23 protein-coding genes and 1 other RNA gene are annotated in these 20,517 nt (G+C 66.3%); 6 read left to right on the top strand and 18 right to left on the bottom strand.

The window, feature by feature from the left end; translation table 11 throughout:
• Positions 1-64 precede the first annotated feature (64 nt).
• Together I8N54_RS01550 and I8N54_RS01545 are read right to left on the bottom strand one after the other, a co-directional pair.
• Positions 65-1,498, bottom strand: a complete 1,434-nt coding sequence (locus tag I8N54_RS01550) for a pilus assembly protein TadG-related protein (RefSeq protein WP_197097544.1) — start codon at positions 1,496-1,498, stop codon at positions 65-67.
• A 14-nt stretch (positions 1,499-1,512) separates the two neighbouring features.
• Positions 1,513-1,923, bottom strand: coding sequence for a TadE/TadG family type IV pilus assembly protein (locus I8N54_RS01545; RefSeq protein WP_197097545.1), 411 nt, complete (start codon positions 1,921-1,923; stop codon positions 1,513-1,515).
• A 124-nt stretch (positions 1,924-2,047) separates the two neighbouring features.
• Between I8N54_RS01545 and ssrA the strand changes: the two genes are divergently transcribed.
• Positions 2,048-2,398: a transfer-messenger RNA gene (gene ssrA / locus I8N54_RS01540) on the top strand.
• An 83-nt stretch (positions 2,399-2,481) separates the two neighbouring features.
• Here the strand turns inward: ssrA and I8N54_RS01535 are convergent.
• Positions 2,482-2,673, bottom strand: coding sequence for a hypothetical protein (locus I8N54_RS01535; RefSeq protein WP_197097546.1), 192 nt, complete (start codon positions 2,671-2,673; stop codon positions 2,482-2,484).
• 151 nt (positions 2,674-2,824) lie between these two features.
• Here I8N54_RS01535 and I8N54_RS01530 point away from each other — a divergent pair, with 151 nt between their 5' ends.
• Positions 2,825-3,475: a DUF1194 domain-containing protein gene (locus I8N54_RS01530; protein WP_140194269.1), complete on the top strand. Its 651-nt coding sequence runs from the start codon at positions 2,825-2,827 to the stop codon at positions 3,473-3,475.
• A gap of 103 nt (positions 3,476-3,578) precedes the next feature.
• Here I8N54_RS01530 and I8N54_RS01525 read toward each other — a convergent pair whose 3' ends face one another.
• Positions 3,579-4,706, bottom strand: coding sequence for a CaiB/BaiF CoA transferase family protein (locus tag I8N54_RS01525; protein ID WP_140194270.1), 1,128 nt, complete (start codon positions 4,704-4,706; stop codon positions 3,579-3,581).
• Complete coding sequence (locus I8N54_RS01520) at positions 4,706-5,896, bottom strand: acyl-CoA dehydrogenase (protein ID WP_140194271.1); 1,191 nt, start codon at positions 5,894-5,896, stop codon at positions 4,706-4,708. Before I8N54_RS01520 ends, I8N54_RS01525 begins: the two co-directional genes overlap by 1 nt.
• 221 nt (positions 5,897-6,117) lie before the next feature.
• On the opposite strand from I8N54_RS01520, the gene I8N54_RS01515 reads away from it, so the two are divergent.
• The 4 genes from I8N54_RS01515 to I8N54_RS01500 all read left to right on the top strand — a co-directional run bounded on the left by I8N54_RS01515 (position 6,118) and on the right by I8N54_RS01500 (position 9,887).
• Positions 6,118-6,990, top strand: coding sequence for a TIGR01459 family HAD-type hydrolase (locus I8N54_RS01515; RefSeq protein ID WP_140194272.1), 873 nt, complete (start codon positions 6,118-6,120; stop codon positions 6,988-6,990).
• Positions 6,991-7,404: 414 nt separating this feature from the next.
• Complete coding sequence (locus I8N54_RS01510; RefSeq protein WP_140194273.1) at positions 7,405-8,343, top strand: bifunctional riboflavin kinase/FAD synthetase; 939 nt, start codon at positions 7,405-7,407, stop codon at positions 8,341-8,343.
• On the top strand, positions 8,336-8,815 hold the full coding sequence (locus I8N54_RS01505; protein WP_140194274.1) for a YcgN family cysteine cluster protein: 480 nt from the start codon (positions 8,336-8,338) through the stop codon (positions 8,813-8,815). The genes I8N54_RS01510 and I8N54_RS01505 overlap by 8 nt, the downstream gene beginning before the upstream one ends.
• A 4-nt stretch (positions 8,816-8,819) precedes the next feature.
• The gene (locus I8N54_RS01500) at positions 8,820-9,887 is read left to right on the top strand and encodes a threonine aldolase family protein (protein ID WP_140194275.1); all 1,068 of its coding nucleotides are present in this window, start codon (positions 8,820-8,822) and stop codon (positions 9,885-9,887) included.
• A 55-nt stretch (positions 9,888-9,942) separates the two neighbouring features.
• On the opposite strand, the gene I8N54_RS01495 is transcribed toward I8N54_RS01500, so the two are convergent.
• From I8N54_RS01495 to folK, 13 genes are all read right to left on the bottom strand, one after another.
• On the bottom strand, positions 9,943-10,275 hold the full coding sequence (locus I8N54_RS01495) for a DUF1491 family protein (RefSeq protein ID WP_140194276.1): 333 nt from the start codon (positions 10,273-10,275) through the stop codon (positions 9,943-9,945).
• On the bottom strand, positions 10,272-11,177 hold the full coding sequence (gene era / locus I8N54_RS01490) for a GTPase Era (protein ID WP_140194277.1): 906 nt from the start codon (positions 11,175-11,177) through the stop codon (positions 10,272-10,274). Before era ends, I8N54_RS01495 begins: the two co-directional genes overlap by 4 nt.
• 70 nt (positions 11,178-11,247) lie before the next feature.
• Positions 11,248-12,147, bottom strand: coding sequence for a DMT family transporter (locus I8N54_RS01485; RefSeq protein ID WP_140194278.1), 900 nt, complete (start codon positions 12,145-12,147; stop codon positions 11,248-11,250).
• Complete coding sequence (rnc, locus tag I8N54_RS01480; RefSeq protein ID WP_140194279.1) at positions 12,144-12,827, bottom strand: ribonuclease III; 684 nt, start codon at positions 12,825-12,827, stop codon at positions 12,144-12,146. Before rnc ends, I8N54_RS01485 begins: the two co-directional genes overlap by 4 nt.
• A complete protein-coding gene (gene lepB / locus I8N54_RS01475; protein ID WP_140194280.1) occupies positions 12,824-13,771 on the bottom strand; it encodes a signal peptidase I in 948 nt (315 codons plus the stop codon). The genes rnc and lepB (I8N54_RS01475) overlap by 4 nt, the downstream gene beginning before the upstream one ends.
• A complete protein-coding gene (gene lepB, locus I8N54_RS01470; protein WP_140194281.1) occupies positions 13,768-14,628 on the bottom strand; it encodes a signal peptidase I in 861 nt (286 codons plus the stop codon). Before lepB (I8N54_RS01470) ends, lepB (I8N54_RS01475) begins: the two co-directional genes overlap by 4 nt.
• A gap of 148 nt (positions 14,629-14,776) precedes the next feature.
• Complete coding sequence (gene acpS / locus I8N54_RS01465) at positions 14,777-15,184, bottom strand: holo-ACP synthase (protein WP_140194282.1); 408 nt, start codon at positions 15,182-15,184, stop codon at positions 14,777-14,779.
• Positions 15,181-15,624 (bottom strand): hypothetical protein, encoded by a 444-nt coding sequence (locus I8N54_RS01460; RefSeq protein WP_140194283.1) that lies wholly within the window; start codon positions 15,622-15,624, stop codon positions 15,181-15,183. The genes acpS and I8N54_RS01460 overlap by 4 nt, the downstream gene beginning before the upstream one ends.
• 180 nt (positions 15,625-15,804) lie before the next feature.
• Positions 15,805-16,545 carry a pyridoxine 5'-phosphate synthase gene (locus I8N54_RS01455; RefSeq protein WP_140194284.1) on the bottom strand — a complete coding sequence of 247 codons (741 nt, stop codon included), beginning with the start codon at positions 16,543-16,545 and terminating at the stop codon, positions 15,805-15,807.
• A 55-nt stretch (positions 16,546-16,600) separates the two neighbouring features.
• Complete coding sequence (locus I8N54_RS01450; protein ID WP_140194285.1) at positions 16,601-17,227, bottom strand: DUF2062 domain-containing protein; 627 nt, start codon at positions 17,225-17,227, stop codon at positions 16,601-16,603.
• Between the two features lie 21 nt (positions 17,228-17,248).
• The gene (locus I8N54_RS01445; RefSeq protein WP_140194286.1) at positions 17,249-19,387 is read right to left on the bottom strand and encodes a RelA/SpoT family protein; all 2,139 of its coding nucleotides are present in this window, start codon (positions 19,385-19,387) and stop codon (positions 17,249-17,251) included.
• Between the two features lie 19 nt (positions 19,388-19,406).
• Positions 19,407-19,766: a DNA-directed RNA polymerase subunit omega gene (gene rpoZ, locus I8N54_RS01440; RefSeq protein ID WP_140194287.1), complete on the bottom strand. Its 360-nt coding sequence runs from the start codon at positions 19,764-19,766 to the stop codon at positions 19,407-19,409.
• A gap of 113 nt (positions 19,767-19,879) precedes the next feature.
• On the bottom strand, positions 19,880-20,458 hold the full coding sequence (folK, locus tag I8N54_RS01435; protein WP_140194288.1) for a 2-amino-4-hydroxy-6-hydroxymethyldihydropteridine diphosphokinase: 579 nt from the start codon (positions 20,456-20,458) through the stop codon (positions 19,880-19,882).
• Positions 20,459-20,517 lie beyond the last annotated feature (59 nt).

Below are 20,517 nucleotides of genomic sequence, written 5' to 3'. Positions count from 1 at the left end.
TGCCGGCACATCCATCCTGACGCTGGGTCAGCTTTTCGACAAGGTCGGGTTTCCCCGCCCTCGGTCAGCGCATGAGGCGGGAGCGGTTGCCGTAGCCGTTGACCTCGGTATCGCCGCGGAAGTTCAGCTCGTAGTGCGACGTCAGCTCAAAAGAGCAGTCGTTGCCGTTGATGCTGAGATCGCCACCAAGGGACGTCTCATTGTTGCCGCCCATCGACGTCTGGCCATTTTCGCTGCGACGACCAGTCTCGAAGTAGACATTGCGGGCCTTCATGTTGCCACCGAGGTTCAGCACAGGCGAGATGCCGATGACACCGTTGGTGGACACCTCGTTACCCCAGCCGCCCATCGAGAGGCTGTCGAGGCCCATCAGGTAGACACTGAAATGGTCTTCCTTGCATTGGGTGCCCTTCTCGCCCCACGTGATGTTGCCGGCGAGGTTGATCTGGCGCGCCATGATGAAGACGTCGCGGAACTGAAGGTTGAAACCACCACCGACCCCGAAATAGCCGTTCACGATGAAGGTCACGTTCTGGGCGTCGATACCGCCGGAGAACTGCGCGCCACCGTTCACCACGTAGATCGTGTTGGGCTGCACCTCGCCCGGCTGGATGCTCCACCAGCCTTCCTTGACCACGACGCGCGGCGCCGTGTTCCCTTCGAACATGAAGTCGGGAAGAAGGTTACCGTAGTAGTAGTTGGGCCGTCCGACATAGAATTGCTGCCAAAGGTCGGTCCAGATGTCGTTGAGCTGCGGCAGGATTACGGGCTCGACCGAGCGCGTCATCGTGATGTCTTCGACAGGGAGGTTCTGCGGCTGGTAGGAGGCGATGTAGATGTCTTCCTCGTGCGGCGCGGAGAACATGACCTCACGGTCGTACTTGTCGCCGCCGCCGGTCGCTACGCCGGTCTGGCCGTGGATGCAGACACCCTTCTTCAGCATGTTGCCGCCGCCGGTCTGGATCGACCCGTAGGAGACGACGGTCATCATGTTGCAGTTGATGACGGGCCCGGCGCCGCCGCCATCCGCGGAGGATGACGCGTTGACGGCCATCGAGGTCGCGCCGGTCTCCCACTGGTTGATGCCGACGAGCTTCAACAGGTAGGTCGGGATCGCGCCGCCGTTGTCCTCGTTTCGCAGGGCCGCGACCTGAACCGCGTTGGGATCGGTATCCGTCTCGGTGAAGGTGCCCGCTTCGTTGTCCCAGCGACCGAACACGAAGCTCGCATCGGTGATCATGTTGCCGCTGGCGTTCTGCGCCGCGACTTCAAGCCCGAGCGCACGCGCCGCTTCAAGGTCGTCGACACGTGTCGCGGCGGCAAGCGCCGTGGCGTCGGCCGTGATCTGCAACTGCGTCTGCACCTGCCACGCGTTCGCCGAATCGAGCGCGAGGCCAGTGAGAATCAGCGCCGTGGTCGTGAAGAAGATGCCGCCGACGGTGGCCGCACCTTCCTGTGCCTTGCGAAAGGATTTCAGCTTTTCCGGGAGTTTGAACATGGTTTCCATCATCATCACGCGCCGGTGTCCTGCCCCTCGATGAACATCGTCACGGTCGAGCCGAGCGTGCCGTTCGCGAATGTCGCGGTCATGGTCGAGAAGGCCGAGAACGGAGCCGTCAGCCGCGTTGTGACGAACCCGTTCGCCGTCGTGATCGAGGCGTTGAAGCCCTCGACCTCGGAATAGGCCTGCTTGATGAGCGTCTCAGCTTCATCTGGGGTTTTGGCACCGACGGCCACGGCACGACTCATGTCGCGCGCCGAGATGAACAGCTGGCTGCGCTGGTGGAACAGAATGGTCACGTCCGTCGTCATCGTCATGATGAGGATCCAGATCGGCAACCACAGAACGTATTCGATGGTGACGTTCCCGGCCTCATCCTTGCGAAGCCGGCGCACCTTGGACAGCAAATTTTTCGGCATCATGGCCAGGCAATCGTCCTGAAAATTTTCCAAACCCCAGCGAAAGTTCTGCGACTCGAATATGTTGGAAATCAGGCGGCAGACCGGCATCAATGCGCAAACTGGTAAAATATTGACGTTGAGGTCAGGGCTTGAGCGAGGCTCGCCCGGCGCCTATATCTGTCGTGTCCCGCAAGGGACTATGGACATAAACGCGCTCGTAATAAGCGGATCGGACCCGGGGGCGGTACCCGGCGGCTCCACCATACATCTCTTGTTGGGGGATCATGGGGCCGAAATAGGATCGACGAACGTCTAAAGGGGTTTGCTTTGTCCCGGTGAGGTACCACCGATATCGGTCCGTAAAGCATAGTTGCCAACAACAATCGTGCTCCGATCGCCGTTGCTGCTTAAGCAGTAACGAAGATCGAAATCTAAGCCCTTGCGCCTAGCAGCGTAAGGCGGGGTTCGCAGGCACCTGGCAACAGAAGCCTGCACTTTCCCACCCGTGACCAAGATCGCTGACCTGCTTCAGGGGCCGTTTGCCTGCGCGGGCGACCGGGGCCGCCCGCGGGCTGTCGGTCACTCGACCGTTTCTTCGACCTCTTCGGCCGCCTCTTCCGTGTTGTCGGCAGCATCTTCAGCGGCGTCCTCGACGCTTTCTTCTGCAACGGGCTCTTCCACAACCACCTCTTCGTCATCGCCGGCGATGAAGAACCAGTAGCCGAGGATCAGGATGATGATGACCGCAACGATGCCGATAATTCTGCCCATAGAGGAATCCTTTCCAATCAAACGCGGGCCGTGCGGACCGCAGGGGAATCGTAGTCGCGCCTTGCAGCCTTAGGCAGTCCGGGATTCCCCACCATGACAAAGTGACCGACGATGGCTTGTCAGCGGATGCCCGCCCGCCGAGACTGGGCCGATGTCGCGACTTGTGCTCCTGTTCTGGCTGCTGTCGACGCCGGCCCGGGCGTGTGACACCGCGCTCCTGCTGATGATGGATGTGTCGAACTCCATCGATCCGGCGGAATTCCGTCTGCAGACGGACGGGTTGGCCGACGCGCTGATCGATCCAGAAGTGTCGGAGGCTCTGGTGCAGGGACAGGTCGCGCTGACCGTGGTGCAGTGGTCAGGGCCGGAGCGGCAGGAGGTCAGCCTGCCCTGGACCATCATGGCGACGCCCGCCGACGTCGTGGCCTATTCACAGCAGGCCCGGTCGCTGATCCGGGCGTTCGTGCTGTCCGACACCGCCCCGGCCGAGGCGTTGCGCTTTGCCTTCGATCACATGGACCGCGCCCCGGACTGCGAACGGCAGATCATCGATGTCTCGGGCGACGGCACGCCGAACGCCGGGACGGATGTGCGCGGCCTGGCGCGGGAAGCGCAGCGCCGGGGCATCACGGTGAACGGCATCGCGATCGAGGGGATGGGTCTGACGATCACCAACTTCTACCGCCGTGCCATCATCACGCGCGACGGTTTCGTCATCACCGCGCGCGGCCACCGGGAATATCCCGACGCCATCCGCCGCAAGATCCTCCGCGAGATCAGCCGGGTTTTCGGCAAGCTGTAGGGGGCGACATGCCCCTTACCCAACCCTCTCCCCAAGGGCAGAGGGCCATGTCCCGCGATCCGTAGGGTGCGCGCTCGATGCGCACCCCGTCCCCGACCCGCCCCTACCGGTCGCTCCACTCGGCGCGTCCGCCACCCAGTGCCGGCGCCGCCCGTCCCGGCGCGACATCGGCTTCGGAGAACCTCACTGGCAAGCGCACGCCCGGCACGCCGTCGGCGTCCACCCGCATCCCCCGGTGCAGCACCTGCGGATCGTCGAACACCTGGTCGACCGAGTTGATCGGCGCCGCAGGCACGTTCGCCGCCTCCAGCGCGGCCAGCAAGTCGTCCCGCGACCAGTTCGCGAAGGCGAGGATCAGTTCCGCCCGCAACGTGATCCGGTTGGCCACCCGCGCCTCGTTCGTCGCATAGTTGGCGACCAGCAGGTCCTCTCGCCCGATCGCCCCGCAGAGCCGGCGGAACTGGCCGTCGTTGCCGACCGTCAGCACCATGTCGCCGTCCCCGGTCGGCAGCACCTCGTAGGGCGCGATGTTGGGATGCGAATTGCCAAGCCTGCGGGGCGCGCGTCCCGTAGCGAGGTAATTCATCCCCTGGTTCGCCAGGACGCCGACGGCACAGTCGAGCAGCGCCATGTCCACCTGCTGACCGCGACCGGTCCGCGCGCGCATCGCAAGCGCCGCCTGGATGCCGATGACGGCATAAAGCCCGGTGAAGATGTCCGCGAAGGCCACCCCGACCTTCTGCGGCTCGCCCTCCGGCGTGCCGGTCAGGTCCATCCAGCCGGCCATCCCCTGGATCAGGAAGTCATAACCGGGGCGGTCCCGATAGGGCCCGTCCTGCCCGAACCCGGTGATCGAACAATAGACCAGGGCCGGGTTCAGCGCCGAAAGGCTGTCGTAATCGAGCCCGTATTTCTCTAGCCCGCCGACCTTGAAGTTCTCGATCAGCACGTCAGCACCGGCGGCGAGGCGGCGGACCTCGGCGCGGCCTTCCTCCGTGCGGAAGTCGATCACGACCGACCGCTTGCCCCGGTTGGTGCTGTGGAAGTAGGCGGCCGAGCGGTCGCCATCCTGCTCGATGAAGGGCGGGCCCCATGCACGGGTGTCGTCGCCGTCGGGGCTCTCGACCTTGATGACCTCGGCGCCGAGATCGGCCAGCACCTGCCCGGCCCACGGCCCCGCCAGAACCCGGGCGAGTTCGAGCACCCGCACTCCCTCCAGCGGCGCGGCCATCAGAAGAACGCCTGCAGCCCGGTCTGTGCCCGTCCGAGGATCAGCGCGTGGACGTCGTGCGTGCCCTCGTAGGTGTTTACCGTCTCGAGGTTCTGGGCATGGCGCATCACGTGGTACTCGATCTGGATGCCGTTGCCGCCGTGCATGTCCCGCGCGGCCCGCGCCACGTCCAACGCCTTGCCGCAATTGTTGCGTTTCACCAGAGAGATCATCTCGGGCGCCATCTGTCCGCTGTCGAACAGGCGTCCGACGCGGAGCGAGGCCTGCAAGCCGAGCGTGATCTCCGTCATCATGTCGGCGAGCTTCTTCTGGTAAAGCTGGGTCTGCGCCAGCGGCCGGCCGAACTGCTTGCGGTCCAGCCCATAGTCCCGTGCCCGGTGCCAGCAATCCTCCGCCGCACCCATCACCCCCCAGCTGATGCCGTAGCGCGCGCGGTTCAGGCACCCGAACGGCCCCTTCAGCCCCTCGACGCCGGGCAGCAGGGCCTCTTCGCCGACTTCGACGTCTTCCATGACGATCTCGCCCGTGATCGACGCCCGCAGCGAAAGCTTGCCACCGATCTTCGGCGCGGACAGGCCCTTCGTCCCCTTCTTCAGCACGAACCCCCGGATCGCGCCGTCGTGCGCCTCGGACTTTGCCCAGACGACGAAGACATCCGCGATCGGCGCGTTGGAGATCCACGTTTTCGACCCGTTCAGCCGGTAGCCGCCATCGGTCTTCTTCGCGACCGTCTTCATGCCTGCCGGGTCGGACCCCGCATCCGGCTCTGTCAGACCGAAGCAACCGATCCACTCCCCGCTCGCCAGCTTGGGCAGGAATTCCTGCCGCTGCGCATCGGAGCCGTAGGCACTGATCGGATACATCACGAGGCTCGACTGCACCGACATCATCGAGCGATAGCCGGAATCGACGCGCTCCACCTCGCGGGCGATCAGGCCGTAGGCCACGTAGGAGGCGCCGATGCCGCCCTGCTCTTCCGGCACCGTGACGCCAAGCAGGCCAAGTTCGCCCATCTCCGCGAAGATCGAAGGGTCCGTCTTCTCTTCGGCATAAGCCTCGATCACCCGGGGCAGCAGCCGCTCCTGCGCATAGGCGCGGGCGGTGTCGCGGATCATGCGCTCGTCTTCCTCGAGCTGCTGATCCAGCAGGAAGGGGTCGTCCCATGTGAAGGTGGCGGGCTTGGCGGACATCTCGGCGCTCCTGTCGGTTCGGCGCAAAAGGTCGCCGTTTGGCGGCCCGGCGTCAAACACAAGTCGCCGGTCCGGACGTCAGGTCGCGGATGGGGCTGCGGTAAGGCGGCGTCACCGGACCGACGCGGCGAGAATCTTTCCACGGCGCCTGCAAAGGCCTTGGTCTCTCCCGCCCGATAGGCCATCAACCGGGCGAGCAGCCGCGACCTTACGGAGACCCCATGACCCGCATCATCAACAGCTTCGCCGAGATCTCCGATCAGTACGACGTCGCCTTCGTCGATCTCTGGGGTTGCATGCACAACGGCATCCACGCCTTCCCGGCCGCCGTCGAGGCGATGACCGAATATCGCAAGGCGGGCGGCAAGGTCGTGCTGGTCACCAACGCGCCCCGCGCGCGCGGCCCCGTGGCGACCCAGATCAACGGGCTCGGCATCACGGAAGAGGCCTACGACAGCATCGCCACGTCCGGCGACAGTGCCCGGGCGGCGATGTTCGAAGGCGCCGTGGGCAGCAAGGTCTACTTCATCGGCGAACAGAACGACATGTCCTTCTTCGAGCCGCTGAACGTCATCAAGGACCCTGTCGAGATCACCCGCGTCGCTCTCGAGGAGGCCGATGGCATCGTCTGCTGCGGCCCCGAGGACCGGTTTGCCGACCCGGACGTCTATCGACCGACGTTTCTCTATGCCAAGCAGAAGGGGCTGAAGCTGCTTTGCGCCAACCCCGACATCGTCGTCGACCGGGGTGAGAAGCGCGAATGGTGTGCCGGCGCACTGGCGCAGCTCTACACCGAGATGGGCGGCGAGAGCCTCTACTTCGGCAAGCCGCATCCGCCGATCTACGACCTCGCCCGCCGGCGTTATGCCGACCTCGACGGCGCTGAGAAGACGCCGTCGATCATCTGCATCGGCGACGGCATCCGCACCGACATCCTCGGCGGCCAGCAGGAGGATATCGACACTCTCTTCATCACCGGAGGCCTCGCTGCCTCGGAGACGAAGACCGAAGAGCAGCCGGATGCGGCGGCGCTCGATGCCTATCTCGCCGGGGAGCGGGTCGAGCCGACGTTCTCGATCGGATATCTTCGGTAGGGCCTGGCCCCTCACCCAGCCCTCCCCCCCCCCCGGGGGAGAGAGCTGCGCCTCGCCATTTCGCGCTGCCCCCTCACCCAACCCTCTCCCCCGAGGGGAGAGGGCAATCGCGCCCCATCCGTAGGGTGCGCGCTAGATGCGCACCCGCGCTGCCCCCCTCACCCAACCCTCTCCCCCGAGGGGAGAGGGCAATCGCGCCGCCCGTAGGGTGCGCGCTCGATGCGCACCCAAGCTGCCCCCCTCACCCAACCCTCTCCCCCGAAGGGAGAGGGCAACCCGCTCCGCCCGTAGGGTGCGCGCTCGATGCGCACCCCCCCTGCATCGCACCCCCGGCGGCGCACCCGCACCCTGCCCCAACACCGTGCCGCAGTGCGGCACCTTGCGCCCGGGACCGGGCGGCGCTACCTGCCCCACATGCGCATCGTCCGCGACACAGCCTACCTCGATCCTGCCGACCGCGGCGCCGCCGTGGCCATCGGCAATTTCGATGGCGTCCACCTCGGCCACCGCGTCGTGATCGACACCGCTCGCGAAATCGCCGGGCAGACCGACGCGCCCCTCGGCGTGATGACCTTCGAGCCCCACCCGCGCGAGGTCTTCGCGCCCGATGCCCCGCCGTTCCGCCTGATGAATGCCGAAGCCCGGGCCAACCGCCTCGCCAAGGTCGGGGTTCAGATGCTCTACGAGGTGCCCTTCAACCGCGCGCTCGCGGGATACGAGCCCGACATGTTCGCCGAGAAGATCATTCACGACGCGCTCGGCCTCACCCATGTCGTCGTCGGCGAGGACTTCTATTTCGGACGCAACCGCGCAGGCACGGCAGAGACGCTGGGCGAACTCGGCGCGAAGCTCGGCTTCGGCGTCACGATCTCGCCGATCCTGTCGCTCGGCGAGACGGAGGTCTCCTCCACGGCGATCCGCAAGGCGCTGACCGACGGCGATCCGCGCACCGCGGCGAAGATGCTCGGTCACTGGCACCGGATCGAAGGCAAGGTGATCCACGGCGAGCAGCGCGGGCGCGAGCTCGGCTACCCGACCGCCAACATGTCGATCGAGGGGCTGCACCCGCCGAAGTTCGGTGTCTACGCGGTGAAGGTCGACGTGCTGACCGGTCCCCACGCCGGCACCTACAATGGCGCCGCCTCGATCGGGATCCGGCCCATGTTCGGTGAGAACCTGCCGAACTGCGAGACCTTCCTGTTCGACTTCAGCGGCGATCTCTACGATGAACACCTCTCGGTCGCTCTGGTGGACTACCTGCGGCCAGAGCTGAAATTCGACAGCCTCGAGGCGCTGATCACCCGCATGGGCGAGGATTGCGCGGAGGCAGGAAGGATCCTGGCCGATGTCTGAGGCCTTCCCCGACCCGATCGACCGCGATGGCCTGCGCGAGGGTTACTGGCGCGACACGCCGCTCGAGAAGATGAACGCCAAGCAGTGGGAAGCACTCTGCGACGGCTGCGGCAAGTGCTGCCTCAACAAGCTCGAGGACGAGGACACGGGCGAGGTCGCCCTGACCCGTGTCGCGTGCCGGCTGCTCGACGATTCCACCTGCCTTTGCGGCAATTACGAGATCCGCCACCAGTTCGTGCCGGACTGCATCCGGCTCACGCCGCAGACCATTCACGAACACATGTACTGGCTCCCGCGGACCTGTGCCTACCGGCTGGTCTACGAGGGGCGCGACCTGTTTCACTGGCATCCGCTCGTCTCCGGCGATCCGCGCACGGTGCATGACGCCGGCGTCTCGGTCCGGGGGTTGACCGTCCCCGAATTCGAGGTCAGCGAGGACGAGTGGGAGGACCACATCATCGAGGAACCCTGACGCGATGTTTTTTGCTTCAGACAACGCCGGCCCGGCCCATCCCGCCATCCTGGACGCCCTTTCAGACGCCAACCGGGGCTACCAGTCCGGTTACGGCGCCGACCCGCTGACGGCCGAAGTGCAGGAAATGGTGCGCGAAATCTTCGAGGCGCCACGCGCGGCGGTCCACCTCGTCGGGACCGGGACGGCGGCGAACACGCTGCTGCTCGCCACCATGGCGAACCCGTGGGAAACGGTGTTCTGCACGGGTGAGAGCCACATTTCCGACGACGAATGCAACGGGGTCGAGGCCGCGTCGGGCGGGGCATCCCTCACGCATGTTCCCTCCAAGGGCGCCAAGATGACAGCAGAGGCGCTGGCCGACGTCCTCCAGGTACGCGGCGCGCATGGCGTACACACGCCGCAGCGCGGGCCGGTCTCCATCACCTCGGTCACCGAGCGCGGCACGATCTACAGCGTCGAGGAGATCTCCGCGATCACCGACGTCGCGAAGAGCTACGGCCTGAAGACTCACCTCGATGGCGCACGCTTCGCCAATGCGCTGGTCTCGCTCGGCTGCACGCCGGCGGAGATGACGTGGAAGGCCGGGGTGGACGCGGTCAGCTTCGGCGGCACGAAGAACGGCTGCCTCGGGGTCGAGGCCTGTATCCTGTTCGATCCGGACGACAGCTGGCAGTTCCAGTTGCGCCGCAAGCGTGGCGGGCACCTCTATTCCAAGCATCGGCTGCTGTCGGCCCAGATGAAGGGCTATCTGACGGATGGTCTCTGGCTCGACCTCGCGCGGCAGGCCAACGTCGCGGCCGCGCGGCTCAAGGCGGGGATCGAAGCGGCGGGCCTCGGTGACAGCCTCGTCACGGACCCGGCGGCGAACATGCTCTACGTCCGCTGGCCGCGCCGCGTGCATCAGGCCCTGACCGATGCGGGTGCGACCTACTATCTGACGCGCGGGTCGCTCGATGGGAGCAACCCGGACGAGCTCCTTACTGGCCGGCTGGTCTGCGACTGGTCGATGACGGACGAAGGCGTGGACGAGTTCCTCGGCCACTTGCAGGGCGCGCGGGCAGCAGCCTGAGGCGAGAGACTTTCGAGGGCCTTCGACCGAACATCGTCGTTCGGTCAGGGCCTTCTCACTCCAGTCCCGGCTCGTCGAGCAGGTGCCGTCCGTCGCGATCCTCCACCTCGATCACCCAGAGGTCCGGGTCGCGACTCCGCTGGCGGGAGATCACCGCGTCGACCTCCGCTTCGTCGCCTTCCGACAGTACGATCCACCGGCGTTCACCGCTCATCAGGTCGAGTGAACGCTCATGGCACGTCGAGGTGCCATCGAGACGGTTCTGCTTGACCAGAACGGCACCCGCCGTGCCGTCGCCCCGCGCCACTACGAAGGCCGGGATGTCCGCCAGCCGGAGCCGCGCGAGGTAGGCCGATACCCAGAGGTCCGCGGTCAGCCGGGCGGTCACGCGCCGTCCCGGAAATCGAGTCCCATCTCGGAATAGCGCTCCGCCTCGTCCAGCCAGTTCGGCCGCACCTTCACCTGCAGGAACAGGTGCACTTTGCGGCCCATGAACTCTTCAAGCTCGGTGCGGGCGGCGGTCGAGACCGACTTGATCGTCTCGCCCCGGTGGCCGAGCACGATGCCCTTGTGCCCGTCGCGCGCCACATAGACGATCTGGTCGATCCGGGCGGAGCCGTCCTCGCGCTCTTCCCAGGCCTCCGTCTCGACCGTCAGCTGATAGGGCAGTTCCTGGTGGAGGCGCAGCGTCAGCTTCTCCCGGGTGATCTCGGCCGCGATCATCCGCAGCGGCAGGTCCGCGATCTGGTCTTCGGGATAGAGCCACGGCCCCTCGGGCAGGTGCTCTCCCAACCAGCGCTTCAGGTCGGCAGCGCCGTGGCCCTTCTCGGCGGAGATCATGAAGGTCTCGGCAAAGGCGTAACGCTCGTTCAGGTCCTTCGTCAGCGCCAGCAGCACGGGCGCCTGCACGCGGTCGATCTTGTTGATGGCGAGCACCACGGTGCGACCTTGCCCGATCTCTTCCAGCCGAGACAGGATCTCCTCGACGCCGGGCGTGATCCCCCGGTGCGCCTCGACGAGCAGCACGGTGATATCGGCATCCGCCGCCCCACCCCATGCCGCGGCGACCATCGCCCGATCGAGCCGGCGCCTCGGTTTGAAAAGGCCGGGCGTGTCGACGAGCACGATCTGCGCGTCGCCGTCCATCGCGACGCCCCGGATGCGGGCCCGCGTGGTCTGCACCTTGTGGGTGACGATCGACACCTTCGCCCCGACCAGGCGATTGGTCAGGGTCGACTTGCCGGCGTTCGGCTCTCCGATCAGGGCGACAAAGCCCGCGCGTGTGGTCATGGTGCACTCTCGACAGCGGAAGGCCGCCCCTTACAGGATGCCCGCGACCCGCGCCAGAGGGCAAGCCCGCTCAACGTCCCGCGCGGTGACTCCGCCAGAGCGTATAGAGCCCGCTTCCCACGATCAGCCCCGCACCCGCCAGCGTCAGCGCGTCGGGCCGTTCGCCGAACAGGACGTAAGCAAACAGCAGCGCGATCAGCAGACGGCTGTAGCGAAATGGCGCAACGACCGATATCTCGCCGGTCCGCATTGCCCGCGTCAGCGCCGCGTAGGCCAGCACGCCCGCCGTCGCCGTACCGCAGATGCGCAGCGCGGCGGGGAGATCGATCGTCGGTGCCCCGCCCTCCGTCGCGAGGATCACGAGGCCCGCCGCCGTTACGACGAGGAAGCCGAGTACGCCGAGCTGGTTGCCCGAGACCTCCGGCGGGCTCGCACGGGTGGCGAGGTCGCGACCGGCGAAACCGATCATGCCCATGACTGCCAGCAGCGCGGAGACTTCGAACCCCGCCGGGGTCGGGCGCAGGATCAGCAGCACACCACAGAACCCGAGGAGGATCGCCACCCACCGGCGCGGCCCGACGTGTTCGCCCAGCAGGACCGCCGCGCCGAGCGTGACGACCAGCGGCGTCGCCTGCAGGATCGCCGAGGTGGTGGAGAGCGGCGTGAAGGCGAGCGCGAGCGCAAAGAACAGCCGTCCGACGATCTCGAACGCCGACCGGATCAGAAGTCGCGGTTTCAGCATTTGCGGCGTCACCGGCGACTGGCCGGCACGCCACGACAGCACGGCGAACGCCACGGTGCCGAGCACCCCGAAGATCACCGTCAGCAGCCCGGGAGAGGCGCTCGCGCTCGCGGCCTTGAAGAATGCGTCCTCGACCGCGAAGCCCATCATGGCCAGCACCATGAAGCCGCTGCCGACGAGGTTGGGTGAAAGCGCGGCGCGCGGGCGGCGCGAGGCGTTAGCGGTCATCCCCGTTCGAGCCGCGTCAGCAGGTCGCGGGCGGCGGCCTGTTCGGCCTGTCGCTTGCTGCCCGCCGTGGCGGTGGCCTTCGGCCCCGAGGCGAGCTGCACTTCGATGGTGAACTGCGGCTGATGGTCGGGACCGGTGCGCGCGACCTCGACATAGGCGGGCGGTGGCTCGCCCTTGGCCTGCGCGATCTCCTGCAGGGCGGTCTTGGCGTCGCGGGCGTCGGCTTCCACTTCGGCCACGCGGCGGCCCCATAGGCGCAGGATCAGGTCCCGCGCGGCGTCGAACCCGGCATCGATATAGACGGCGGCGATCACCGCCTCCATCGCGTCGGCAAGCAGCGCATCCTTGCGCCGACCGCCGGACATCATCTCAGAGCGGCCGAGCTTGAGCACCGCGCCTATGTCGATCTCGCGCGCGACTTCGGCACAGGTCTCTTTCCGGACCAGCGCGTTGTAGCGGGGCGCCAGAAGACCTTCCTTGGCGGTCGGGTCGGCCTTGAACAGCGCTTCGGCCATCACGAGGCCGAGCACCCGATCGCCGAGGAATTCCAGCCGCTGGTTGTCGCCCCGTCCGGGGCTGCCGAAGGACGGATGGGTCAGAGCCTGCAACAGCGGCGCAGGGTCGGAGAACCGATAGCCCAGCCGGTCGCAGAAAGCGGCGACGTCGGCGGAAACCTTCATATCGGCCGGCTCCAGACCCGGTCCCATCGCATGTCACGGCCCCAGCGCAGAATGCCGGCCTGCCAGCTTTCCGAAGAGGCGATGATCCTCAAGACACGCGAGCGGGTCCGCTCCAGCGGGACGAGACGGGCCTCCATCGTGCCGGGATTGCTCAGCGTGTCCTCCAGCGTGCGGTTGTCGACCAGCACGAAGATATGATCCTGCGGCACTTCGGTGGATTGCACCTCCTCCGCCGTCGCGGTGGCCGGCACGACGAGGTGGGTCAGCCCGCCGGGCAGCGTCTCTTGCGAGTCGCTGTTTTCCACCGGCACGCCGTCGATCGACAGGCCGTCGGGGCCGATGGAGACCTCTTCCCCTTCGAGCGCGACGACCCGCATGATCTGCAGCGGATCGCCGGGCGCGTCGAGCGAGTAGATCACGATGTCGCCGCGCCGGGGATGGCCGAACAGCGTCGTCGCGCCGACGTAGTCGCCGACCTGCAGCGTCGGCGCCATCGCTTCGTTGATGATGAGGTGCCCGGTCCAGAACGCCCGCGAGGCGTAGGTCAGCGCCAGCACGCAGGCGGCGGCGAAGCCGATCCGGCGCAGCAGCGTCGGCTTGCGCCGTTGCGGCGCGTCCGGCTTGCGCGGCAGGGCCAGCAGCGCGAGCGGCAGCAGGATGAGCCCATAGGGCAAGCCGAACAGCACGACCCAGACCCCGCTGCGGCCGGCGTCATGCAGGCGGCGCACCATCGTGCCATAGGCCTGCACGCAGAACGGCGCGAACAGCACGAAGATCACCTGGATCGGCGAGAGGGCACCATTTGTCAGACCCGACAGCGGGGCCCCCAGCAGGATGATGAGGCCTGCGGTCGCCATGCCGACCAGCACCGTCCAGCGGCCCGACACCCCGTTCCAGTCGAAACCCCCGATAAAGAAGTCGCGAAGGGCCCGAGTCAGGATCATTCGATTTTCTTGAAGAACCTGTCTGCCCGCCAGGTCCAGAAATAGAGCATCGAGCGTCCGGCGGACGAGAACATGACCCGGTCGGCGCGGCCCACGATATCTTCGTAAGGCACGAAACCGACGCCCCCGGAGGCCTGGCTTTCACGGCTGTCACGCGAGTTGTCGCGGTTGTCTCCCATGAAGAAGTAATACCCTTCCGGGACGGTATAGACACCCGTATCGTCGAAAGTTTGCGTGCCAATGTTGAGAATGTGATGCTCGACACCGTTCGGCAGCGTCTCGATCGAGAGCCGCTTCTCGCAGACCGCGCCAAGTCCGACCGCTCCGTTGGAGCAGCGTGGCCGCAGGCCCTGCGGCCCTTGCGGGGCGAAGACTTCCTCGAAGATGCCGGCATCGACAACCTGGGTGGGCTCGTCATTGATGAAGAGGTGCCCCTCCTTCATCTGGATGCGGTCGCCGGGCAGGCCGATCAGGCGCTTGATGAAATCGCGACCCGTGACCGGATGGCGGAAGACCACGACATCGCCCCGATCGGGTTGGCCGCCCAGGAACCGATCGCCGCCTTCATAGTCCGGACTGCTGCGGTCGCCCTGGAAGACGCCGCAGAAATCGTCCGCGCCGATATCCACGCCAAGCGCCGGAATGCGGATCGAGGGACAGGAGGCGTACGAATAGCCATAGGCCATCTTGTTGACGAAGAGGAAGTCGCCGATCAGCAACGTATCCTTCATCGAGCCCGACGGAATCCAGAACGGCTGGAACAGGAGCGTGCGGAACAGCCCTGCGATGAGCAGCGCATAGACGATCGTCTTTATGGTCTCCCAGATGCCCTGGAGGACCCCGTCCTTTTCGGCCATGCTGCTCGTGTCCTCTCTCCTGAATGCCGGCTACATGCGTGGCGGTTCGGGGCGAGTCAAGTTGCCCGTTGTCCAACTGCTTCAATGTGTTCCGGTTGGGGCCCGATGCGCCTTGCCTGCCACGTCACAGGACACAGGCCCGGGGCGGTCACGTTCCCGGCAACGGCCGCGCCTCGATCACCACGAAGGCCTGCGCCCACGGGTGATCGTCGGTGAGCGTGACGTGGATGATCGCCTCGTGACCCTCCGGGGTCATCTCGTCCAGACGCTCCTTCGCCCAGCCCGTCACGTGCATCACAGGCTGGCCCGTGCGCAGGTTGCTGACCGCCATGTCCTTCCACGCGATGCCCATCCGCAGCCCGGTGCCGAGCGCCTTGGAGCAGGCCTCCTTCGCGGCCCAGCGCTTGGCGTAGGTGCCGGGGGTGTCGGCCCGGCGTTCCGCCTTCGCCTGCTCGATCTCGGTGAAGACACGGTGGCGGAAGCGGTCGCCGAACCGGGCGAGCGTGCGCTCGATCCGCTCGATATTGCAGAGGTCGGTGCCGATGCCGAGGATCATCGCCGCTCGGTCGCGTAGACCTCGCCCACCGCGCGGTTCACGGTGACCTCGACCGTGAGCGGCGCGAAGTCGGAGCCGTCGAACTGCCGTGCGGGCAGCGACAGGACGAGGCCGGTCGCCGGGTCGTAGGCCGCCTGCGCCGACACGAGGTCGAAGGACGCGTAGCCCATCTCGTCGGCGGTCGTGACGAGCCGGCACTGGGCGAACCCCTCGTAGGGGTCCGGGTAGGTCACCATCAGGTGCGCGCCGCAGCAGGCCGGCTCATCCAGCAGAAGCGACAATATGGCGACTTCGCCGTTCGCGAACTCGCGCGTCGCCTGGTCGAACGGGCGGGAAAGGTTGCGAGCGTTGGCGATGTAGCTGTCGCAGTCGCGGACCAGTGGCTCGGCGGTCGCGAGAGCGGGCAACAGGCAGAGCATCGCGGCGCAGGCTTTCATCATCTCGTGTCCTCCCTTGGCGCGGTCAGTGAAAGCGCAAGGCCGCGGCCACCGCAAGGGCGCGCGACCTCGCGGTGCGCCTTCGGCGCGCTCTGCGAGCCCGTCCTGCCGGGCGGGCGGGAGGGGGCACTGCCCCCGTCGCCTGCGGCGCCTCCCCCGGAATATTTGCAGCCCGAAGAGGTGTCAGGTCCGCGCTTCATCCATCGCCCGGCGCATCTCGGCGATCGAGCCTTCGAGCCCGCGGAAGATCGCCTCGCCGATCAGGAAGTGGCCGATGTTGAGCTCGCGAATCTCGGGCAGCGCAGCGATCGGACCGACCGTGTCGTACGTCAGGCCATGACCGGCGTGCACCTCGAGCCCGAGCGAATGGGCGAAGGTCGCCATCTCGGTCAGGCGGGCGAGCTCGGCGTCGCGGGCGGCCATGTCGCCTTCGGCATGATGGTCGCAATAGGCACCTGTGTGCAGTTCCACCACGGCAGCGCCGATCCGGTGCGCGGCCTCGATCTGGGCCGTGTCGGCGGCGATGAAGATCGACACCCTGCAGCCGGCGTCGCGCAGCGGGGCGATGAAATGGGCGAGGCGATTCTCCTCGCGCGCGACTTCGAGGCCGCCTTCGGTCGTCCGCTCCTCCCGCTTTTCGGGAACGAGGCAGACGGCGTGCGGCTTGTGGCGCAGCGCGATCGCCTGCATCTCCTCGGTCGCGGCCATCTCGAAGTTGAGTGGCACCGTCAGGCCGGTGGCGAGCGCTTCGATATCGGCGTCGGAGATGTGGCGGCGATCTTCGCGAAGGTGCGCGGTGATACCGTCGGCGCCGGCCTGCTCTGCCAGTTTCGCCGCGCGCACCGGGTCGGGCCATGCCGTGCCGCGCGCGTTGCGCACCGTCGCGACGTGATCGATGTTGACGCCAAGTCTCAGCTTTTCCATGGCCGTTCTCCCCGGTTCGGCGCGGACGATAGCGGCGCGCCACGCGAATGCAATGTCAGCCCCCGGTGGTCTTCAGCTTGTCGAGCTTGGCCCGCAGCATCTTGCGCCGGCGGTTCTGGTAGGCGCGGATCACCGGCAGCGTCAGGTAGTAGCCGACGGAGGCCACGATGATGCCGGGAAGGATGCCCCCGACCAAGTAGGGCAGGAAAACCTCGTGGTAGAAGATCGACAGCCGGTACCAGTCCGGCGTCGACCCGTTGAACAGCGTCATGAAGTTGCGCCAGAGGTCGTTGCCCGCGCCCGAGAACATCCGCAAGAGGCTGTGCTCCATCCCCCACGGCGGTTGCGAGCCGAGGATCCAGTGCCCGACCCGAAGCGAGATGATCCCGATCGGCACATAGGTCAGCGGGTTGCCGAAGAACGTCGCCAGCAGGGCCGCGACGATGTTGCCGCGCATCGCCTTGGCAAGCGCCGCCGAGACGATGAAATGCAGCCCGTAGAACGGCGTGAAGGTTGTGAAGACCCCGGCCCAGATGCCGCGGGCGATCTTCTCGGGCGTGTCGGGCAGCCGCCGGACGCGGTGACGCACGTATCGAGCCGCGCGCCCCCAGCCACCGCGGGGCCAGAGGAACTCGAGCGCGATCCGCCAGATCGGCCGCCTGTCCCTGCGCTTGAATACCAAACCCGTTCCCCTTGCCGGCGGTCAGCCTTCGAATGCCACGAACGTCGCCCGCGCCGGGTCCCGATGGCGGCTGATGGAGGCGACGTTGCTGTCCGCCTCGAGCGCCGTCATCACCCTGTGGAGATGCTCCGCATCGCGCAGGTCGACGTCGATCAGCAGCCTGTAGTAATCCGGTTTCCGATCAATGAACCTTAGGTCGGAGATATTCGCCGACTGCTCTCCGATCAACGTGCAAATTCGTCCCAGCATCCCCGTGTCGTTGCTGATCGAGACGTCGAGCGTGACGGTGTTCACCGCCGGGTGCGTGCCTTCCTGCCATTGCAGGTCCACCCACCGGTCGCCCTGATCCTCGAACTGTGCCAGCACTTCACAATCGATGGCGTGGAGCACAACCCCCTTGCCGCGGAACGTGATCCCGACGATCCGCTCACCCGGCACCGGCTGGCAGCATGGCGCGCGCAGGTGGCGCCGCCCGGGGGCGAGGCCGACGACCGCGCGCTTCTGGTCGACCTCGTCGCCGGGCTTTTCGGCGAGGTCGGGATAGATCGCGCGCACGGCCTCCCGGCCCGACACCTCGGCAGAGCCCAGCTTCTCCAGCAGGTCCTCGGCCCCGTCGAGCGCGAGCGCCCGCGCCGCGGTGCGCAGCGCCTTGTCGGTCGCCTTCTTGCCGACGTTCTCGAATGCGACCCGGGCGAGCTCGGCACCGAGCTTGATGAAGCGTTCGCGGTCCTCTTCCCGCAGCGACCGGCGGATCGCGGTCTTGGCCCGACCGGTGACAGCGATGTCGATCCAGGTCGCCTGCGGCGACTGACCGTCGGCGGTGATGATCTCCACCGACTGGCCGTTCTTCAAACGGGTCCAGAGCGGCACGCGCATCCCGTCCACCTTTGCGCCGACGCAGGCGTGTCCGACCTTGGTGTGCACGGCATAGGCGAAGTCGATCGGCGTCGCGCCGCGCGGCAGCTTGATGACATCCCCCTTCGGCGTGAAGCAGAACACCTGGTCGGTGTACATCTCGAGCTTCACCATATCGAGGAACTCGTCGTGGTCCTGCCCTTCGTCCAGACGCTCCGTCAGGGCGGCGATCCAGCGGGCGGGGTCGACGGCGAAGCGGTTCTCGACGCGCACGCCCTCGCGATAGGACCAGTGCGCGGCAACCCCGGCTTCAGCGACCTCGTGCATCTCCTGCGTGCGGATCTGGACCTCGACCCGTTTGCCGTCCCGGCCAGAGACCGTCGTGTGGATCGAGCGGTAACCGTTGCTTTTCGGCTGGCTGATGTAGTCCTTGAAGCGACCCGGCACGGCGCGCCAGCGCTGGTGGATCGCGCCCAGCGTACGGTAGCAGTCCGCCTCCGTCCCGGTGATGATCCGGAAACCGTAGATGTCGGACAGGCGCGAGAAGCCCTGATCCTTCTCCTGCATCTTGCGCCAGATCGAATAGGGCTTCTTCGCCCGGCCCGACACCTCGGCCCTGATACCGGCCTTCTCCATCTCGAGGCGCATGTCGGCGGTGATCTTCTGAACCACGTCGCCGGTTTCCCGCTGAAGCATGATGAAGCGGCGGATGATGGAGTTGCGGGCCTCGGGGTTCAGGACCCGGAAGGCTAGGTCCTCGAGCTCGTCACGCATCCACTGCATGCCCATGCGGCCGGCCAGCGGAGCGAAGATGTCCATCGTCTCCCGCGCCTTCTGGACCTGCTTTTCATGACGCATCGACCGGATCGTGCGCATGTTGTGCAGACGGTCGGCGAGTTTGACCAGCGTCACCCGCAGATCGCGGCTGGTGGCCATGAAGAGCTTGCGAAAATTCTCGGCCTGCTTCGTCTCGGTCGAGGAAAGCTGCAGGTTCGTCAGCTTGGTCACGCCGTCGACGAGGTCGGCGATCTCCTGTCCGAACTGGTCACGGACGATCTTGTAGCTGGCGCGGGTGTCCTCGATCGTGTCGTGCAACAGCGCCGTGACGATCGAGGCATCGTCCATCTGCTGTTCCGCGAGGATCAGCGCGACGGCGAGCGGGTGCGTGAAATAGGGCTCGCCCGATTGCCGGAACTGGCCATCGTGCATCTCCTGCCCGAACGCGTAGGCCCGGCGCAGAAGGTCGGCATCGCTGTGCGGGTTGTAGGAGCGGACGAGCGCGATGAGGTCGCAGTCTGTCGTCATCCCGTCCGCCGGGTGCGGATTACCGCTGCCCCTGCGCCTCCATCAGTGCCCGGAGGAGCTTCTCCTCGGACATGTCGTCGTCGGCAGGCTTGTCGGCAGGCTCGGACGCGCCCATGAGTAGCGCCATGGCGTCGTCCTCGGGCTCGTCGACCTCGATCTGGGTCTGGTTGGCTTCGATCATCCGTTCGCGCAGGTCGTCGGACTGCTGCGTTTCCTCGGCGATTTCGCGAAGCGCAACGACCGGGTTCTTGTCGTTGTCACGGTCGACGGTGAGCGGTCCGCCGGAGCTGATCTCGCGCGCACGATGGGCGGCGAGCATCACGAGCTCGAAACGGTTCGGAACCTTGTCGACACAATCTTCAACGGTAACGCGGGCCATGCGGGGGCCTCCACTCTCGGTCCTGGGGATCGTCGGAAAAGGCTCTCTACTACCGATCAAAGGCATTGACAAGGCGGTCGAACCACGTTCCGGCCCTGTATTACGCTGAATTTTCAGGGGTCGAGGACGATCACCTCGTCCCGCTCACCGGACGGACGCGCGGCCAGCATCTCCGAGACCGTCCGACCGAGAATCGGGTGACGCCAATCGGGCGCGACATCGGCCAGCGGGACAAGAACGAAACTTCGGTCCTGAAGCCGGGGATGCGGCAGGAGCAGCTCTTCCGGAGCAGACTTCAGCTGCAACTCCAGCGGGAGATTGATCCACCCCTTGAGCTTCTCCGCATCAGGCAGGACCAGACCGTCCATCGCGATGAGATCGAGGTCCAGCGTCCGCTGTCCCCAGCGCACCTGCCGTGTGCGCCCCGCCTCGGTTTCAATGGCGTGCAGGGCGGCGAGCAGCTCTTCCGGCCCGGAATGTGTGCGGATCGCACACGCTGCGTTCACGAAGTCGGGACCCGAACCGGCCGGAAATGCCGGCGTCTGGTATAGCCGGCTCAATTCGACGGCTCCAATTGCGATCAATTCGATCGACCGAAAGGCTTCCGTAACCAGATCACGTGACACGCGGCCTTCTGACGTTGCGTTCGACCCTGCGGCAATCAACGCCGTACGAATTGTGCCATCTGCCATTCCGGGTTGATCCATGTTACTGAAGATTTACATATACACAGTGCTCCGCCGGCCATTTT

The sequence above is a fragment of the Pelagovum pacificum genome (assembly GCF_016134045.1).
GTDB lineage: Bacteria > Pseudomonadota > Alphaproteobacteria > Rhodobacterales > Rhodobacteraceae > Oceanicola > Oceanicola pacificus_A.
The sequence above is the reverse complement of the archived record's forward strand: the minus strand, read 5'-3'. Positions and strand labels throughout refer to the sequence as shown.

Coding starts and splice junctions, on each gene's coding strand:
- I8N54_RS01550 (WP_197097544.1), bottom strand. CDS start 1,498: ATGTTCAAACTCCCGGAAAAGCTGAAATCCTTTCGCAAGGCACAGGAA.
- I8N54_RS01545 (WP_197097545.1), bottom strand. CDS start 1,923: ATGATGCCGAAAAATTTGCTGTCCAAGGTGCGCCGGCTTCGCAAGGAT.
- I8N54_RS01535 (WP_197097546.1), bottom strand. CDS start 2,673: ATGGGCAGAATTATCGGCATCGTTGCGGTCATCATCATCCTGATCCTC.
- I8N54_RS01530 (WP_140194269.1), top strand. CDS start 2,825: ATGTCGCGACTTGTGCTCCTGTTCTGGCTGCTGTCGACGCCGGCCCGG.
- I8N54_RS01525 (WP_140194270.1), bottom strand. CDS start 4,706: ATGGCCGCGCCGCTGGAGGGAGTGCGGGTGCTCGAACTCGCCCGGGTT.
- I8N54_RS01520 (WP_140194271.1), bottom strand. CDS start 5,896: ATGTCCGCCAAGCCCGCCACCTTCACATGGGACGACCCCTTCCTGCTG.
- I8N54_RS01515 (WP_140194272.1), top strand. CDS start 6,118: ATGACCCGCATCATCAACAGCTTCGCCGAGATCTCCGATCAGTACGAC.
- I8N54_RS01510 (WP_140194273.1), top strand. CDS start 7,405: ATGCGCATCGTCCGCGACACAGCCTACCTCGATCCTGCCGACCGCGGC.
- I8N54_RS01505 (WP_140194274.1), top strand. CDS start 8,336: ATGTCTGAGGCCTTCCCCGACCCGATCGACCGCGATGGCCTGCGCGAG.
- I8N54_RS01500 (WP_140194275.1), top strand. CDS start 8,820: ATGTTTTTTGCTTCAGACAACGCCGGCCCGGCCCATCCCGCCATCCTG.
- era (WP_140194277.1), bottom strand. CDS start 11,177: ATGACCACACGCGCGGGCTTTGTCGCCCTGATCGGAGAGCCGAACGCC.
- I8N54_RS01485 (WP_140194278.1), bottom strand. CDS start 12,147: ATGACCGCTAACGCCTCGCGCCGCCCGCGCGCCGCGCTTTCACCCAAC.
- rnc (WP_140194279.1), bottom strand. CDS start 12,827: ATGAAGGTTTCCGCCGACGTCGCCGCTTTCTGCGACCGGCTGGGCTAT.
- lepB (WP_140194280.1), bottom strand. CDS start 13,771: ATGATCCTGACTCGGGCCCTTCGCGACTTCTTTATCGGGGGTTTCGAC.
- lepB (WP_140194281.1), bottom strand. CDS start 14,628: ATGGCCGAAAAGGACGGGGTCCTCCAGGGCATCTGGGAGACCATAAAG.
- acpS (WP_140194282.1), bottom strand. CDS start 15,184: ATGATCCTCGGCATCGGCACCGACCTCTGCAATATCGAGCGGATCGAG.
- I8N54_RS01460 (WP_140194283.1), bottom strand. CDS start 15,624: ATGATGAAAGCCTGCGCCGCGATGCTCTGCCTGTTGCCCGCTCTCGCG.
- I8N54_RS01455 (WP_140194284.1), bottom strand. CDS start 16,545: ATGGAAAAGCTGAGACTTGGCGTCAACATCGATCACGTCGCGACGGTG.
- I8N54_RS01445 (WP_140194286.1), bottom strand. CDS start 19,387: ATGACGACAGACTGCGACCTCATCGCGCTCGTCCGCTCCTACAACCCG.
- rpoZ (WP_140194287.1), bottom strand. CDS start 19,766: ATGGCCCGCGTTACCGTTGAAGATTGTGTCGACAAGGTTCCGAACCGT.
- folK (WP_140194288.1), bottom strand. CDS start 20,458: ATGGCAGATGGCACAATTCGTACGGCGTTGATTGCCGCAGGGTCGAAC.